The sequence below is a fragment of the Xanthomonas sp. F1 genome, from assembly GCF_014199855.1.
The window spans coordinates 334027-347629 of record NZ_JACHOK010000002.1 but is presented as its reverse complement, the minus strand read 5'-3'; the positions used below and the strand labels follow the sequence as shown (position 1 = coordinate 347629).

15 protein-coding genes are annotated in these 13603 nt (G+C 70.5%); all 15 read left to right on the top strand.

The window, feature by feature from the left end; genetic code table 11:
- Positions 1 to 67: 67 nt before the first annotated feature.
- The 15 genes from GGR71_RS06215 (at position 68) to GGR71_RS06145 (ending at position 13584) form a co-directional block, all read left to right on the top strand.
- Entirely contained in the window at positions 68 to 520 is a 453-nt protein-coding gene (locus GGR71_RS06215) for a DUF2147 domain-containing protein (protein ID WP_017910211.1), read from the top strand.
- A 221-nt stretch (positions 521 to 741) separates the two neighbouring features.
- Positions 742 to 2808 carry a methionine--tRNA ligase gene (gene metG / locus GGR71_RS06210; RefSeq protein WP_160961117.1) on the top strand — a complete coding sequence of 689 codons (2067 nt, stop codon included), beginning with the start codon at positions 742 to 744 and terminating at the stop codon, positions 2806 to 2808.
- 96 nt (positions 2809 to 2904) lie between these two features.
- Positions 2905 to 3507 (top strand): HAD family hydrolase, encoded by a 603-nt coding sequence (locus tag GGR71_RS06205; RefSeq protein WP_160961118.1) that lies wholly within the window; start codon positions 2905 to 2907, stop codon positions 3505 to 3507.
- A 52-nt stretch (positions 3508 to 3559) separates the two neighbouring features.
- Complete coding sequence (locus tag GGR71_RS06200; protein WP_160961119.1) at positions 3560 to 4111, top strand: HlyD family secretion protein; 552 nt, start codon at positions 3560 to 3562, stop codon at positions 4109 to 4111.
- A gap of 86 nt (positions 4112 to 4197) precedes the next feature.
- Positions 4198 to 4629: an Rnf electron transport complex subunit RnfB gene (gene rnfB / locus GGR71_RS06195; protein ID WP_160961154.1), complete on the top strand. Its 432-nt coding sequence runs from the start codon at positions 4198 to 4200 to the stop codon at positions 4627 to 4629.
- Positions 4630 to 4720: 91 nt separating this feature from the next.
- Positions 4721 to 5509 carry a hypothetical protein gene (locus GGR71_RS06190; RefSeq protein ID WP_160961120.1) on the top strand — a complete coding sequence of 263 codons (789 nt, stop codon included), beginning with the start codon at positions 4721 to 4723 and terminating at the stop codon, positions 5507 to 5509.
- A gap of 88 nt (positions 5510 to 5597) precedes the next feature.
- Positions 5598 to 5969 carry a DUF4345 domain-containing protein gene (locus tag GGR71_RS06185; protein WP_160961121.1) on the top strand — a complete coding sequence of 124 codons (372 nt, stop codon included), beginning with the start codon at positions 5598 to 5600 and terminating at the stop codon, positions 5967 to 5969.
- A 58-nt stretch (positions 5970 to 6027) separates the two neighbouring features.
- A complete protein-coding gene (locus GGR71_RS06180; protein WP_019801198.1) occupies positions 6028 to 6585 on the top strand; it encodes a sigma-70 family RNA polymerase sigma factor in 558 nt (185 codons plus the stop codon).
- On the top strand, positions 6582 to 7373 hold the full coding sequence (locus tag GGR71_RS06175; protein ID WP_160961122.1) for an anti-sigma factor: 792 nt from the start codon (positions 6582 to 6584) through the stop codon (positions 7371 to 7373). Before GGR71_RS06180 ends, GGR71_RS06175 begins: the two co-directional genes overlap by 4 nt.
- Before the next feature lie 486 nt (positions 7374 to 7859).
- Positions 7860 to 8837: an acyl-CoA desaturase gene (locus GGR71_RS06170; RefSeq protein WP_184451737.1), complete on the top strand. Its 978-nt coding sequence runs from the start codon at positions 7860 to 7862 to the stop codon at positions 8835 to 8837.
- Positions 8834 to 10087 carry an NAD(P)/FAD-dependent oxidoreductase gene (locus GGR71_RS06165; protein ID WP_160961123.1) on the top strand — a complete coding sequence of 418 codons (1254 nt, stop codon included), beginning with the start codon at positions 8834 to 8836 and terminating at the stop codon, positions 10085 to 10087. Before GGR71_RS06170 ends, GGR71_RS06165 begins: the two co-directional genes overlap by 4 nt.
- Complete coding sequence (locus GGR71_RS06160) at positions 10084 to 10953, top strand: DUF1365 domain-containing protein (protein WP_160961125.1); 870 nt, start codon at positions 10084 to 10086, stop codon at positions 10951 to 10953. Before GGR71_RS06165 ends, GGR71_RS06160 begins: the two co-directional genes overlap by 4 nt.
- Complete coding sequence (locus GGR71_RS06155) at positions 10950 to 12263, top strand: SAM-dependent methyltransferase (RefSeq protein ID WP_160961128.1); 1314 nt, start codon at positions 10950 to 10952, stop codon at positions 12261 to 12263. Before GGR71_RS06160 ends, GGR71_RS06155 begins: the two co-directional genes overlap by 4 nt.
- On the top strand, positions 12260 to 12805 hold the full coding sequence (locus GGR71_RS06150; protein ID WP_160961130.1) for a DUF2878 domain-containing protein: 546 nt from the start codon (positions 12260 to 12262) through the stop codon (positions 12803 to 12805). Before GGR71_RS06155 ends, GGR71_RS06150 begins: the two co-directional genes overlap by 4 nt.
- Entirely contained in the window at positions 12802 to 13584 is a 783-nt protein-coding gene (locus GGR71_RS06145) for a DUF1295 domain-containing protein (RefSeq protein ID WP_160961133.1), read from the top strand. The genes GGR71_RS06150 and GGR71_RS06145 overlap by 4 nt, the downstream gene beginning before the upstream one ends.
- The last annotated feature ends 19 nt before the right edge of the window (positions 13585 to 13603 follow it).

The window sequence follows — 13603 nt, the reverse complement described above, 5'->3', positions numbered from 1 at the left end:
CTTGGGTATACAGTCGGATCAGGCCGGCATCGCGCCGGCCGCACCGGACATCCCTCGGGAGGGGAACATGCGCACGACCTTCAAGACCCTGATGCTGGCCCTGCCGCTGAGCGCGGCGGCATTCATGGCGCACGCCGCCGACACCTCGCCGGTCGGCCGCTGGCAGACCATCGACGACGAAACCGGCAAGCCCAAGTCGATCGTGCAGATCGAACAGGCCGCCAACGGCACGCTGAGCGGCAAGGTGGTCGAGATCCTGCAGTCCAACCACGGCCCCAACCCGATGTGCGACAAGTGCGACGGCGAGCGCAAGGGCAAGCCGATCAAGGGCATGACCATCCTGTGGGGCCTCAAGCCCGACGGCACCGCGGTGTGGGACGGCGGCTCGGTGCTGGACCCGGCCAAGGGCAAGACCTACAAGGCCAAGGTCACCCTCACCGACGGCGGCAAGAAGCTGCAGATGCGCGGCTACATCGGCATCGAGGCCCTGGGCCGGACGCAGACCTGGATCAGGGAGTGACAGAAACCGGGATTCGGAAGTCGGGATTGGGGATTCGCAGAAGCGGTGTCACTGCCTGATTTCCGTTCTGCAAGCACTCTATTGAAGGCGCCTGCAAGGGCGCCTTTTTAATGGGCGCGCGGATTTGCAGGCGCCGACCAAGCGCTTGACCAATCCCGACTCCCCAATCCCGAATCCCGGCTCCATGCAATAATCCCCGGCCCCCAGCATCGCCGGCCGCCATGACCACCGCTCTCGTCACCACCGCCCTGCCCTATGCCAACGGACCGCTGCATCTGGGGCATCTGGTCGGCTATATCCAGGCCGACATCTGGGTGCGCGCGCGGCGGCTGCGCGGCGACCGCACCTGGTTCGTGTGCGCCGACGACACCCATGGCACGCCGATCATGCTGGCCGCGGAGAAGGCAGGGGTCACCCCCGAGAGCTTCATTGCCGCCATCCAGGCCAGCCACGAGCGCGATTTCGCCGCTTTCGGCGTGGCCTTCGACCATTACGACTCGACCAACTCGGCCGCCAATCGCGCGCTGACCGAGGCGTTCTACGCCAGGCTCGACGCCGGCGGCCACATCGCGCGGCGCTCGGTGGCGCAGTTCTACGACCCGGCCAAGGGCATGTTCCTGCCCGACCGCTACATCAAGGGCATCTGCCCGAACTGCGGCAGCGCCGACCAGTACGGCGACAACTGCGAGGTCTGCGGCGCCACCTATTCCCCGACCGAACTGAAGGAGCCCAAGTCGGTGATCTCCGGCGCCACGCCGGAGCTGCGCGATTCGGAGCATTTCTTCTTCGAGGTCGGCCGCTTCGACGGCTTCCTGCGGCAGTGGCTGGCCGGCGACGTCGCCCTGCCCGGGGTCAAGGCCAAGCTGATGGAATGGCTGGACAGCGAGGGCGGCCTGCGCGCCTGGGACATCTCGCGCGACGCGCCGTACTTCGGCTTCCAGATCCCCGACCAGCCGGGCAAGTATTTCTACGTGTGGCTGGACGCACCGATCGGCTACCTGAGCAGCTTCCAGACCCTGTGCGCGAGCCTGGGCGAAGCGTTCGAGCCGCACCTGGCCGCCGGCACCGCCACCGAGCTGCACCACTTCATCGGCAAGGACATCGTCAACTTCCACGGCCTGTTCTGGCCGGCGGTGCTGCACGGCACCGGCCACCGCGCGCCGACCCGGCTGCACGTCAACGGCTACCTGACCGTGGACGGCGCCAAGATGTCCAAGTCGCGCGGCACCTTCGTCATGGCCCGCACCTACCTGGACGTGGGCCTGGAGCCGGAAGCGCTGCGCTACTACTTCGCGGCCAAGTCCTCCGGCGGCGTCGACGATCTCGACCTGAACCTGGGCGACTTCGTGGCGCGGGTCAATGCGGACCTGGTCGGCAAGTTCGTCAACCTCGCCAGCCGCTGCGCCGGCTTCATCGACAAGCGCTTCGCCGGCAAGCTCGCCGACACACTGCCGGACCCGGCGCAGTACACGCGCTTCGTCGCCGCGCTGGCGCCGATCCGCGAAGCCTACGAGCGCAACGACCCGGCCAGCGCGATCCGCCAGACCATGGCCCTGGCCGACGAGGCGAACAAGTACATCGACGAACACAAGCCCTGGGTGCTGGCCAAGCAGGACGGCGCCGAGGCGCAACTGCAGGCGGTGTGCACGCAGGGCCTGAACCTGTTCCGGGTGCTGGCCGCCGCGCTCAAGCCGGTGCTGCCGCGCACCTGCGCCGAAGCCGAGGCGTTCCTGTCTGCACCGCTCACCGCCTGGGAAGACCTCGACGCCCCGCTGCTGGCGCACGTGATCCAGCCCTACACCCCCTTGTTCACCCGTATCGACCCAAAGCTGCTCGACGCCATGACCGACGCCTCCAAGGACACCCTCGCCCCCGCCCCGGCCGCAACCAAGCCGGTGCCGGCCAAGACCGAAACGAAGGTCGCTGCGAATCCCGAATCCCCACTCCCCACTCCCAGCGTCATCGGCATCGACGACTTCGCCAAGCTCGACCTGCGCATCGGCAAGGTGCTGGTCTGCGAGTTCGTCGAAGGCTCGGACAAGCTGCTGCGCTTCGAACTGGATGCCGGCGAGCTGGGCAAGCGGCAGATCTTCTCCGGCATCCGCGGCAGCTACGGCGAGCCGGAAAAGCTGATCGGCCGCAACGTGGTGTTCATCGCCAACCTGGCACCGCGCAAGATGCGCTTCGGCCTCAGCGAGGGCATGATCCTGTCGGCCGGCTTCGACGGCGGCGCCCTGGCCCTGCTCGACGCCGACAGCGGCGCGCAGCCGGGCATGCCGGTGCGTTGATGGCCGGGATTGGGGAGTCGGGATTGGGGATTGGTTGAGCGCACACCCTCAGCCCAGTCGGGCCCATGAACTGCTGTTGCGAATCCCTAATCCCAAATGCCGAATCCCAACGCCCTGGCGCTCTTCGACTTCGACCACACGGTCACCACCGCCGATACCTACTCGAGGTTCCTGCGCCGTGTGGCCACGCCGGCGCAGCAGGCGCGGGCGCGCTGGACGGTCGGGCCCTGGCTGGCCGGCCATCGGCTGGGGCTGGTGTCGGCGGCGGCGTTGCGCACGCTGGTCACCCGGCTGGTGTTCGCCGGGCGCGATGCAGACGACATCGCCCGCCAGGCCGAACACTACGCGCAGGACGCGCTGCCGCCGCTGCTGCGACCGGACATGATGCAGCGGATCGCCTGGCACCAGGCGCAAGGCCACACCGTGGCACTGGTCTCCGGCTCGCTGGACCTGTATCTGCGACCCTGGTGCACGCAACATGGGCTACGCATGATCTGCAACCGCCTGGAAGTGCAGGACGGGCGCCTGACCGGCCACTATCGCCACGGCGACTGCGGACCCCGCAAGGCCGCGCTGATCCGCATGCAGTACGACCTGAGCGCCTATCAGCGCATCTACGCCTACGGCGACAGCCGCGAGGATCGGCCGATGCTGGCGCTGGCGCACGAACGCTGGTACCGCGGGCGCCGGATCGCCTGAGCCGCTGACGCCGCGCCAGACACCGCCGCCCCTGCCGCCCGCTGCGCAGCGCGTGGCCGCCGCCGCGGCACGCAGCGAGGCCGAGGCACGGTCACCGCGCGACCGCAGCGCGGTCATCGCCCTGTCGATCGTGGCGCTGGTGATCCTGCTCGGCATCGCATTCGCCATCAGGGTGTGGGGATGGAGCATCCACGGCCCGGCGCGCAGCGACGACGCCTGGGTGGCGCCGACTTCCTCGCGCCCCGGTGGCGCAATGCCCGGCACGCCAGCCGCCGTCTCCACGCATGCGCCCACGGACGATGCGACCGTGGTGATCGCCCGATTCCGCGAGGACGCGCTGCCGGCGATCCGGGTCGGCCAGGCCGCGCAGGTGCGCGTGGCCGGCCGTGCAGGAATCGGTTGGGTCGGCCACGTGCAGGCGATCGGCGCCGCCGCGCAGGAGGCGGGGGCGACGCTCGACACGACCGCGCAGGCCGGCAACCATGTCCAGGGTGTGCAGCGCCAGCCGGTGCGGATCGTGCTGGACCGCGCGCAGGCCGCCCCCTTCACACTGGCCCCGGGCACCGCAGTCCTGGTCGAGATCGACACCCGCAGCGCGCGCTAGCGACGGGCCACGGTGCGGCCACGCTACACTGTGCGAGCCGGCCACGTCGGCCTTTCCGCTTCTTCGCCTCTGTTGCACCGCGCGCGCTGCCGCGCGCCGCCTCCGCCATGACGCCCGCCCACGACACCCTGCTCGAACGCCTCGATCGCCTGCTGCCGCAGACCCAATGCGGCCAATGCGGGTTCGATGGCTGTCGCCCCTATGCCGAGGCGATGGCGCAAGGGACCGCGCAGGTGGATCGCTGCCCGCCCGGCGGCGACGCCGGTGCGCGCGCGCTGGCGCGGGTGCTCGGGGTCCCCGCCCTGCCCTACGACCGCAGCCGCGGCACGCACGCGCCGCCGCAGGTGGCGTGGGTGGTCGAGGCCGACTGCATCGGCTGCACCAAGTGCATCCAGGCCTGCCCGGTGGATGCCATCGTCGGCGGCGCCAAGCACATGCACACGGTGCTGGCGCCCTTGTGCACCGGCTGCGCGCTGTGCCTGCCGGCCTGCCCGGTGGACTGCATCCTCCTGCGCTGAAATAGCCGCTGCAACGCGGCCGCCACGGCGGGCGCATCCGGATCGGTGCCGGCCGCGTATGTCCTGGTGTCATCCCACCGGAGCGCCGTGCATGCCGACGTCGACAGCCGCCTTCCCGCTCACCCGACCGTCCCTGCCGCTGGCCCTGGCCCTGGGCACCGCCGCGCTCGTCGCCGCCGCGCCGGCCAGGGCGATGCTGCACTACGAGGGCATCGCCTATGCCGCCGACGGCAAGCAGGTGCTGTACCGCGAAAGCCACTGGGTGCGCGAGGATGGCGCACGCCTGGTGCTGTACCAGTGCGCCGATGGCGCCGCGTTCGCACGCAAGCGCGTGGACGATGGCAGCGCCGCGCCGGACTTCGAACTGGTCGATGCGCGCAGCGGCTACCGCGAAGGCGTGCGCCGCAACGGCAGCGGGCGCGAGATGTTCAGCCAGGCCAAGGGCCAGGCCGAACGCCGCGCGCCGCTGCCGAAGAGCGCCGAGGCACAGGTGATCGACGCCGGCTTCGACGCCTACCTGCGCCAGCGCTGGGACAGCCTGGGCAGCGGCGCACCGCAGCGCATCGCCTTCGTGCTGCCCAGCGAACTGCGCACGCTCGACTTCCGCATCACCCCCGGCCCGGCCGATGCCGAGGTGCAGCGCTACACCCTGAGCCTGGCCGCCTGGTACGGCACGCTGCTGCCCGACCTCAGCGTCGCCTACACGCGCAAGGACCGGCGTCTGCTCGAATTCCGCGGCGTCGGCAATATCCGCGATGCGCGCGGCCGCTACCCGAGCGTGCGCATCGAGTTTCCCGAACGCTTGCGCGGCCAAGCCGACGATGGCGCCTGGCAAGAGGCGTTGCAGCAACCGCTGGTCGCGCAATGCAGCGCGCGCTGAGCCGCGCCGCCAGCGCATTCACGCCGGCCTGCGCCGCACCCGCTACAACCATGCCTGCGCATCGCTCGCGCATCGACGAGGACACCTCATGGCCAAGGCCTACCTGTGGTTCAACGCCGCGCTGTACGCGCTCCTGGCCGTCTGGTGCACGCTGCTGCCGGCGCAGACCGCCGCGGCGGTGGGCTATGTCGGCCTGGACCGCTCCGGCCAGTCCGAATATCTGGTCATCTACGGCGGCCTGCAGTTGGGCATGGCCTTCCTGTTCGGCTACTTCGCCCGCACCGCGCAGCTGCGCACCGGCCTGCTCCTGGCGCTGGCGTTCTACGTGCCCATCGTGCTCTACCGCAGCGCCAGCCTGCTGCGGCTGTGGCCGGTGGGCCCGACCACGACCGGCCTGGCCGCGTTCGAGATCGTCCTGCTGCTCGTCGCCCTCGTGCTGTGGCGGCGCCAGCGCGCCTGAGCGACGGCCGCGGCGAAAGCCTGTAGCATCGCGCCGACCTTCGCCACCGTCTCCCGGCATGACCGAGTCGCCCGATCACGACGAAGCAGGACAATTGCTGGTCGCCACCGCCGCCGGCGACAGCGCCGCGTTCGAACGCCTGTACCGCACCACCGCCTCGCGCCTGTTCGGCGTGTGCCTGCGCATCGTGCCGCAGCGTGGCGAGGCCGAGGACGTGCTGCAGGAGGTGTTCTCGTCGGTCTGGCGCAAGGCCGCGCAGTTCGACCCGCAGCGCGCGCGCGGCCTGACCTGGCTGACCATGATCGCGCGCAACAAGGCCATCGATCATCTGCGCGCACGTGCCCCGGCGCGGCAATCGGTGGCGCTGGACGACGCCGGCGAGCTGCAGGACGAAGGCCGCGATCCGCTCGCCGACACCGAGTGGCGGGTGGCCGGCCGGCGCCTGGACGTGTGCATGGGTGAACTGGAGCCGCCGCGTGGCGAGCTGATCCGCACCGCGTTCTTCGAAGGCATCACCTATGAGGAACTGGCGCACCGCAGCGGCACGCCGCTGGGCACGGTCAAGAGCTGGATCCGCCGCGGTCTGGCCAAACTGAAAGCGTGCCTGGAACGATGAACGCCTTCTCGCCCGATCCGCAGGAAACCCCGCCGCCGCGCGACGTGCTGGCCGGCGAGTACGTGCTCGGCGTGCTCGACGCGCAGGAGCGCCGCGCTGCCGAGGCGCGCATCGACAGCGACCGCGACTTCGCCGCAGCGGTGCTGCAGTGGCAGCAGCACCTGATGCCGCTGGCCGACGAGATCGCCCCGGTGGCGGTGCCCGAGCGCGTGTGGGTGCGCATCCGCGCCTCGCTGGGCCTGGATGCGCCGGCGCCGCGCGCGCGGCCCGCTGCGCCCGGATTCTGGGACAGCGTGCGGACCTGGCGCTGGCTCAGCGCCGGCGGCTTCGCCACCGCCACCGCCTGCCTGCTGGCACTGCTGCTGGCGCGTGCGCCTGTGCCTCCGCCGGCCGTGCAGCCGCCGCCGGTGGCCACCACCACCACGCCCAAGCCCAGCGGCATCGCGATGACCTCCACGCTGATGCAGGACGACGGCAAGCCCGGCTACGTGGCGCTGATGGATGCCGACAAGCGCAGCATCACCCTCACCCCGCTGGGCGACAATCGCGACAGCGCCCGCGTGCCCGAACTGTGGCTGATCCCCGCCGACGGCAAGGCGCGCTCGATGGGCGTGTTCGACGAGGCCAAGGCGCGCGTGGCGCGCATCCCCGATGCGCTGATGCCCTTGCTCAGCGACGGCGCGGTGCTGGCGGTGACCATGGAACCGCCCGGCGGCGCGCCCGGCGGCGTCGCCACCGGCCCGGTCGTGGCCAAGGGCGGCATCAGCACGCTGCAACTGGCGCCGTAGACAATTCCCCTTCTCCCATCGGGACCATGCATTCCCTTCTCCCATCGGGAGAAGGTGCCCCGTAGGGGCGGATGAGGGTCCGGGCGTAGCCTCGTGCAGCGTCCGGTAGCACGAGTTGGATGCGCGAGAGCTTCACTCCGTACCCTCACCCCAACCCCTCTCCCGATGGCAGAGGGGCAATACCGCCTCGGTACTCCAGCGCCTTGCACGCGCCGTGGAGAGACCGCGCCGCGGGCAGGCGGTGCCGCTCTCTTCTGCAAAAACCCGGCGCGCATTCACCCGCCCACCACTCGTGCGCAGGCAACATCGCCGCCGCCATCGCGCATCCGCACGACAGCCAGATCTTCCGATTCGTGCGACGCCTGCGCCGCGCCGTCGTGGCCGCCATGCCGCGCCCGCAGCCGATGCAGGGGAAATGCGACGCGGGTGCATCCGTCTTCCGGTTTCGCTCGTATCGCTCCCCAAGTCCCCCAATGAGACGCGCTTGTGCCGAGTCCCGTTCCGGAACCCCGCCCTGCCTCAACCCCGCCTGCGCCGCGTGGCCGCATCCTGCGCACCCTGCGCCGCTGGTTCGACACCAGCGCCGAGATCGAACTCGATCCGGCACGCGCCGACCGCATCGACTGGCTGCGCGCCGCGCCCTACATCGGCCTGCACCTGGCCTGCCTGGGCGTGTTCTGGGTCGGCGTATCGTGGTTCGCCGTCGGCATGGCCGTGGCGATGTACGCGGTGCGCATGTTCGCGCTCACCGGCTTCTACCACCGCTATTTCGCCCACCGCGCATTCAAGACCTCGCGCCCGGTGCAGTTCCTGTTCGCCGCGATCGGCGCCACCTGCGTGCAGCGCGGGCCGCTGTGGTGGGCCGCGCACCACCGCAACCATCATCGCCACACCGACACCCCGGCCGATCCGCATTCGCCGCGCCAGCACGGTTTCTGGTGGAGCCATAGCGGCTGGTTCCTGACTCCGCGCGGCTTCCGCACCGATTGGGAGGCGATCCCGGATCTGCGCCGCTTTCCCGAACTGCGCTTCCTCGATCGTTTCGACCTGCTGCTTCCCGTGCTCCTGGCGCTGGCGCTGTTCCTGCTCGGCGAGTGGCTGCAGCAGCACGTGCCGCAGCTCGGCACCGATGGCCCGCAGCTGCTGGTGTGGGGTTTCTTCGTCTCCACCGTGGCGCTGTTCCATGCCACCTTCACCATCAACTCGCTGGCGCACCGCTTCGGCAGCCGCCGCTTCGACACCCGCGACGACAGCCGCAACAACCTGTGGCTGGCGCTGCTAACCTTCGGCGAAGGCTGGCACAACAACCACCATTTCTTCCCCGGCGCCGCGCGCCAGGGCTTCCGCTGGTGGGAACTGGACCTGACCTGGTATGGACTGAAGGCGCTGTCGTGGACCCGCATGATCCGCGAGCTCAAGCCGGTGCCGGCCGGGCTGGTGCGTGCACAGGCGCGTGCCCGATGAGCCGGATCGCGGTGGTGGGCTCGGGGATCGCCGGCCTCGGCGCGGCGTGGCTGCTGTCGCAGCGTCACGAGGTGACGCTGTACGAAGCGGCCGACTATCTCGGCGGCCATACCCATACCCATGCGATCGAACTGGAGGGCGTGGAATACGCGGTGGACAGCGGCTTCATCGTGTTCAATCCGCAGCACTACCCGCTGCTGAGCGCGTTGTTCGCGCGGCTCGGGGTCGAGTCGCAGCCGACCACGATGAGCTTCTCGGTGCACGAGGAACGCACCGGGCTGGAGTACAACGCCGGCACGCTCGATGGGCTGTTCTGCCAGCGCCGCAACCTGCTGTCGCCACGCTTCTGGCGCATGCTGCGCGACCTGCGGCGGTTCTACCGGGAGGCGCCACAGGCGCTGCACGACGCCACCCTGGCGCAACTGACCCTCGGCGAATTCCTGCAGCGCCACCGCTACTCCCAGGTATTCCGCGACGCGCACCTGGTGCCGATGGCCTCGGCGCTGTGGTCCTCGCCCTCGCGGCAGATCCTCGACTTCCCGATGCGCCAGTTGATCGGCTTCATGGCCAACCACCACATGCTGCAGGTCAGCGGCCGCCCGCAGTGGCAGGTGGTGCGCGGCGGCTCCAACAGCTACGTGCGCGCGCTGCGCAGCCGCTGGCGCGTGCGCGAGCGGCTGGGCACGCCGGTGCGCGCGCTGCAGCGCACCGCGCACGGCAGCGTCGCGATCGCCTGCGATGCCGACACCCAGCAATACGACCATGCGGTGCTGGCCTGCCACGCCGACGATGCCTTGCGCCTGCTCACCGATCCCAGCGACGCCGAAACCGCGATCCTCGGCGCGATCGGCTACCAGGACAACGAGACCGTGCTGCACACCGACGCGCGTGTGCTGCCGCGCGACCGCCGCGCCTGGGCCGCGTGGAACGCGCACGTGCCGGCCGATCCGGACGCGCCGTGCACGGTCAGCTACTGGATGAACGCACTGCAGTCGCTGCAGGCGCCGCAGCCGTTCATCGTCAGCCTCAACCGCAGCGATGCGATCGATCCGGCCAAGGTGCTGCGGCGCATGCGCTACCGGCATCCGCTGCAGACCCAGGCGTCGGTGGCGGCGCAAGCACGCAAGGGCGAGATCCAGGGCCAGCGCAACACCTGGTTCGCCGGTGCCGGCTGGGGCTTCGGCTTCCACGAAGACGGCCTGCGCAGCGCGGTCGACGTGGCCGCCGCGCTGGGGGTACCCTGGTCATGACCTCGATGCACCGTGCTGCCGTGCCCGCCCCGCCGGCTGGCGCCGTCTCGACAACGTCGGCGGCGGCGGGCACGACCTTGCATGGCCTGCACAGCGCGGTATACACCGGCTGGGTGCGGCATCGCCGCTACGCGCCCAAGGCACTGGCGTTCCGCTATCCGCTGTTCCTGCTGTACCTGGACCTGGGCGAGCTGGAGCAGGTGTTCGCGCGGCGCTGGCTGTGGTCGGTGAACCGACGCAACGTGGCCGAGTTCCGCCGTAGCGATTACCTGGGCGACCCTGCGCAACCACTGGACGAGGCGGTACGCGACCGCGTGCAGCAGCACACCGGCGAGCGCCCGCTCGGCCCGGTGCGCATGCTCACCCACCTGCGCTACTTCGGCCACTGCTTCAATCCGGTCACCTTCTACTACTGCCACGACGCGCAGCAGCGCCTGCACAGCATCGTCGCCGAGATCACCAACACGCCGTGGCGGCAACGCCACGCCTACGTGCTGCCGATGGCCGAGGCGCGCAGCCACGGCATCACGCATGCGTGGCGCTTCGCCAAGCGTTTCCACGTCTCGCCGTTCATGGCGATGGCGCACACCTACGCCTGGCGTTTCAGCGAACCCGGCGCGCACCTGCGCGTGCACATGGACGTGCTCGATCCCACGCCCGCAGCCACGCGGCGGCGCTTCGACGCCACCCTCGTCCTGCAGCGCCGCGCCCTCGATGGCGCCAGCCTGGCGCAGGCGTTGCTGCGCTATCCGGCGATGACCCTGCAGGTCATGGCCAAGATCCACTGGCAGGCCCTGCGGTTGTGGCTGCGCGGCAACCCGGTGCACGACCACCCCGACCATTCCCTTCCGCGAGAACGCCGATGAACGCTCCGCACGCGCCCTCTTCCGCCGCCGCGCTGGCCCCTGCCGCACCGCCGCTGCGCGGGCTCGACCGCCTGCTGCGGCAACGCCTGCTCGCCACGCTGGACGGCCTGCGCGAGGGCCAGTTGCGCATCGAGGAGGCCGGTACGCTGACCACGCTGGGCGATCCCACTGCGGGCGCCGACACGCTGCAGGCGCATCTGCGCATCCACGACCCGCGCTTCTACCGCCAGGCCGCGCTCAACGGCAGCGTCGGCGTCGGCGAGGCGTACATGGATGGCCTGTGGGACTGCGACGACCTGGTCGCGCTGGTGCGCCTGCTGGTGCGCAACCGCGACCGCCTCGACGCGATGGAGACCGGCCTGGCCCGATTCGGCGGCCTGGCGATGCGCGGCCTGCACGCGTTCGCGCGCAACACCCGCGCCGGCAGCCGCCGCAACATCGCCGCGCACTACGACCTGGGCAACCAGTTGTTCGAACTGTTCCTGGATCGCAACCTGATGTACTCCTCGGCGATCTTCCGCGATGCCGACGCCGCCTTGGGCGAGGCCGCGCTGGAGCGCGCCGCCGAACGCAAGTTGCAGCGCATTTGCGCCAAGCTCGACCTGCAGCCGCACCATCATCTGGTCGAGATCGGCACCGGCTGGGGCGGCTTCGCGCTGTATGCCGCCAAGCACCACGGCTGTCGCGTCACCACCACCACCATCTCGCGCGAGCAGTACGAACTGGCGCGGCAGCGCATCGCCGTCGCCGGGCTGTCGGACCGGGTCGAGGTGTTGCTGCGCGACTATCGCGATCTCGACGGCCGCTACGACCGCCTAGTCTCGATCGAAATGATCGAGGCGATCGGCCACCAGTACCTGGATACCTACTTCGGCAAGGTCGGCAGCCTGCTCAAGGACGACGGCCAGGCGCTGATCCAGGCCATCACCATCGAGGATCACCGCTACGCGCAGGCGCTCAAGTCGGTGGACTTCATCAAGCGCCACATCTTCCCGGGCAGCTTCATCCCCTCGGTGGCGGCGATGACCGGTGCGATCGGCCGCGCCAGCGACCTGCGCCTGTTCAACCTGGAGGACATCGGCCCCAGCTACGCGCTGACCCTGCGCGCCTGGCGCGAGCGCTTCATGGCCAAGCTGCCGCAGGTGCGCGCGCTCGGCTACGACGAACGCTTCATCCGCATGTGGGAGTTCTACCTGGCTTACTGCGAAGGCGGCTTCCTGGAGCGCTCGATCGGCGACGTGCACCTGTGGCTGAGCAAGCCGCGCGCGCGGCCGGCGCAGTTCGCGCCGGCGCTGGCGGGCGACGCATGAGCAACCTGATCAACTACCTCGCCCTGCAGGGGCTGTGGCTGGCCGCGGTGGCCGGTGCCGCGCACGAGCTGGCCTGGGCCGGTCCGGCGGCATTGGCGCTGTTCGCGCTGTACCAGTTGTGGCCGCGCCGCCGCGCGCATGGCGACGCCGCGCTGATGGCGCTGGCCTTGCCGCTGGGCGCCGGCGTGGATGCCGCCCTGCGCGCCGGCGACTGGGTGCGCTACGCCGCTGCGCCGCCGGCGCCGTGGCCGCCGCTGTGGATCCTGGCGCTGTGGGCCGGCTTCGCGCTGACCTTCCAGCATTCGCTGGCCTGGGTGATGCGCCATCCCTGGCGCGCGGCACTGTTCGGCGCCACCGCCGGCCCGTTGGGCTATGTGCTGGCCGCGCGCGGCTGGCAGGCGGTGACGCTGACCGCGCCGTTGCCGCAGGCGCTGCTGGCGCTGGCCGTGGGCTGGGCCGCGGCGCTGACCCTGCTGAGCCTGGCGACGCGCCGCCTGATCGCCGCCACCCCGGCACTGCCCGCAACCGGAGCAGCGCGATGAACGCCTGGCCGCTGCTGCACGTGGGCGTGTTCACCGTGCTGGTCATGCTCGCCGGCTGGGCCTGGCAGCGGCAGACCCGCAATGCCGGCGTGGTCGATGTGCTGTGGTCGGCGTGCATGGCGCTGACCGCGGTGTATTGCGCCTGGCGTGCCGACGGCGCGCTGCTGCCGCGCGTGCTGACCGCGGTGCTGGGCGGGCTGTGGGGCGTGCGCCTGGCCTGGCACCTGGGCGTGCGCGTGTTCGGCGATACGCACGAGGACGGCCGCTATCGCGCGCTGCGCGAGCACTGGCGCGGCGATCAGCGCAAGTTCCTTGCGTTCTTCCTGGGCCAGGCGCTGGTGGTGCTGGCGTTCGCGGTGCCGCTGTCGGTGGCCGCGCACAATCCGCAACCGCAGTGGAGCGTGTGGACCACGCTGGCGGTGGCAACGTGGCTGATCGCGGTGGGCGGGGAAAGCCTGGCCGACCGGCAACTGGCCGCGTTCCGCGCCGATCCATCGAACAAGGGCAAGACCTGTCGCCAAGGCCTGTGGCGCTATTCGCGGCATCCGAACTACTTCTTCGAATTCGTGCACTGGTTCGCCTACGTGTTCCTGGCGGTGGGCAGCGGCGCGCTGTGGGTCGGCGTGGCCGCGCTGGGACCGCTGCTGATGTTCGCCTTCCTGTACCGGGTCACCGGCATTCCCTACACCGAACAGCAGGCCCTGCGCTCGCGCGGCCGCGACTACGCCGACTACCAGCGCAGCACCAGCGCCTTCTTCCCCATGCCGCCGCGGCACTGAACCCGCGCGAGGAGATCCG

What these genes read in the sequence shown, in the direction of transcription:
- metG (WP_160961117.1), top strand. Translation starts at nt 742, where the DNA reads ATGACCACCGCTCTCGTCACCACCGCCCTGCCCTATGCCAACGGACCG.
- GGR71_RS06165 (WP_160961123.1), top strand. Translation starts at nt 8,834, where the DNA reads ATGAGCCGGATCGCGGTGGTGGGCTCGGGGATCGCCGGCCTCGGCGCG.
- GGR71_RS06150 (WP_160961130.1), top strand. Translation starts at nt 12,260, where the DNA reads ATGAGCAACCTGATCAACTACCTCGCCCTGCAGGGGCTGTGGCTGGCC.
- GGR71_RS06185 (WP_160961121.1), top strand. Translation starts at nt 5,598, where the DNA reads ATGGCCAAGGCCTACCTGTGGTTCAACGCCGCGCTGTACGCGCTCCTG.
- GGR71_RS06175 (WP_160961122.1), top strand. Translation starts at nt 6,582, where the DNA reads ATGAACGCCTTCTCGCCCGATCCGCAGGAAACCCCGCCGCCGCGCGAC.
- GGR71_RS06205 (WP_160961118.1), top strand. Translation starts at nt 2,905, where the DNA reads ATGCCGAATCCCAACGCCCTGGCGCTCTTCGACTTCGACCACACGGTC.
- GGR71_RS06190 (WP_160961120.1), top strand. Translation starts at nt 4,721, where the DNA reads ATGCCGACGTCGACAGCCGCCTTCCCGCTCACCCGACCGTCCCTGCCG.
- GGR71_RS06155 (WP_160961128.1), top strand. Translation starts at nt 10,950, where the DNA reads ATGAACGCTCCGCACGCGCCCTCTTCCGCCGCCGCGCTGGCCCCTGCC.
- GGR71_RS06180 (WP_019801198.1), top strand. Translation starts at nt 6,028, where the DNA reads ATGACCGAGTCGCCCGATCACGACGAAGCAGGACAATTGCTGGTCGCC.
- GGR71_RS06145 (WP_160961133.1), top strand. Translation starts at nt 12,802, where the DNA reads ATGAACGCCTGGCCGCTGCTGCACGTGGGCGTGTTCACCGTGCTGGTC.
- GGR71_RS06215 (WP_017910211.1), top strand. Translation starts at nt 68, where the DNA reads ATGCGCACGACCTTCAAGACCCTGATGCTGGCCCTGCCGCTGAGCGCG.
- GGR71_RS06160 (WP_160961125.1), top strand. Translation starts at nt 10,084, where the DNA reads ATGACCTCGATGCACCGTGCTGCCGTGCCCGCCCCGCCGGCTGGCGCC.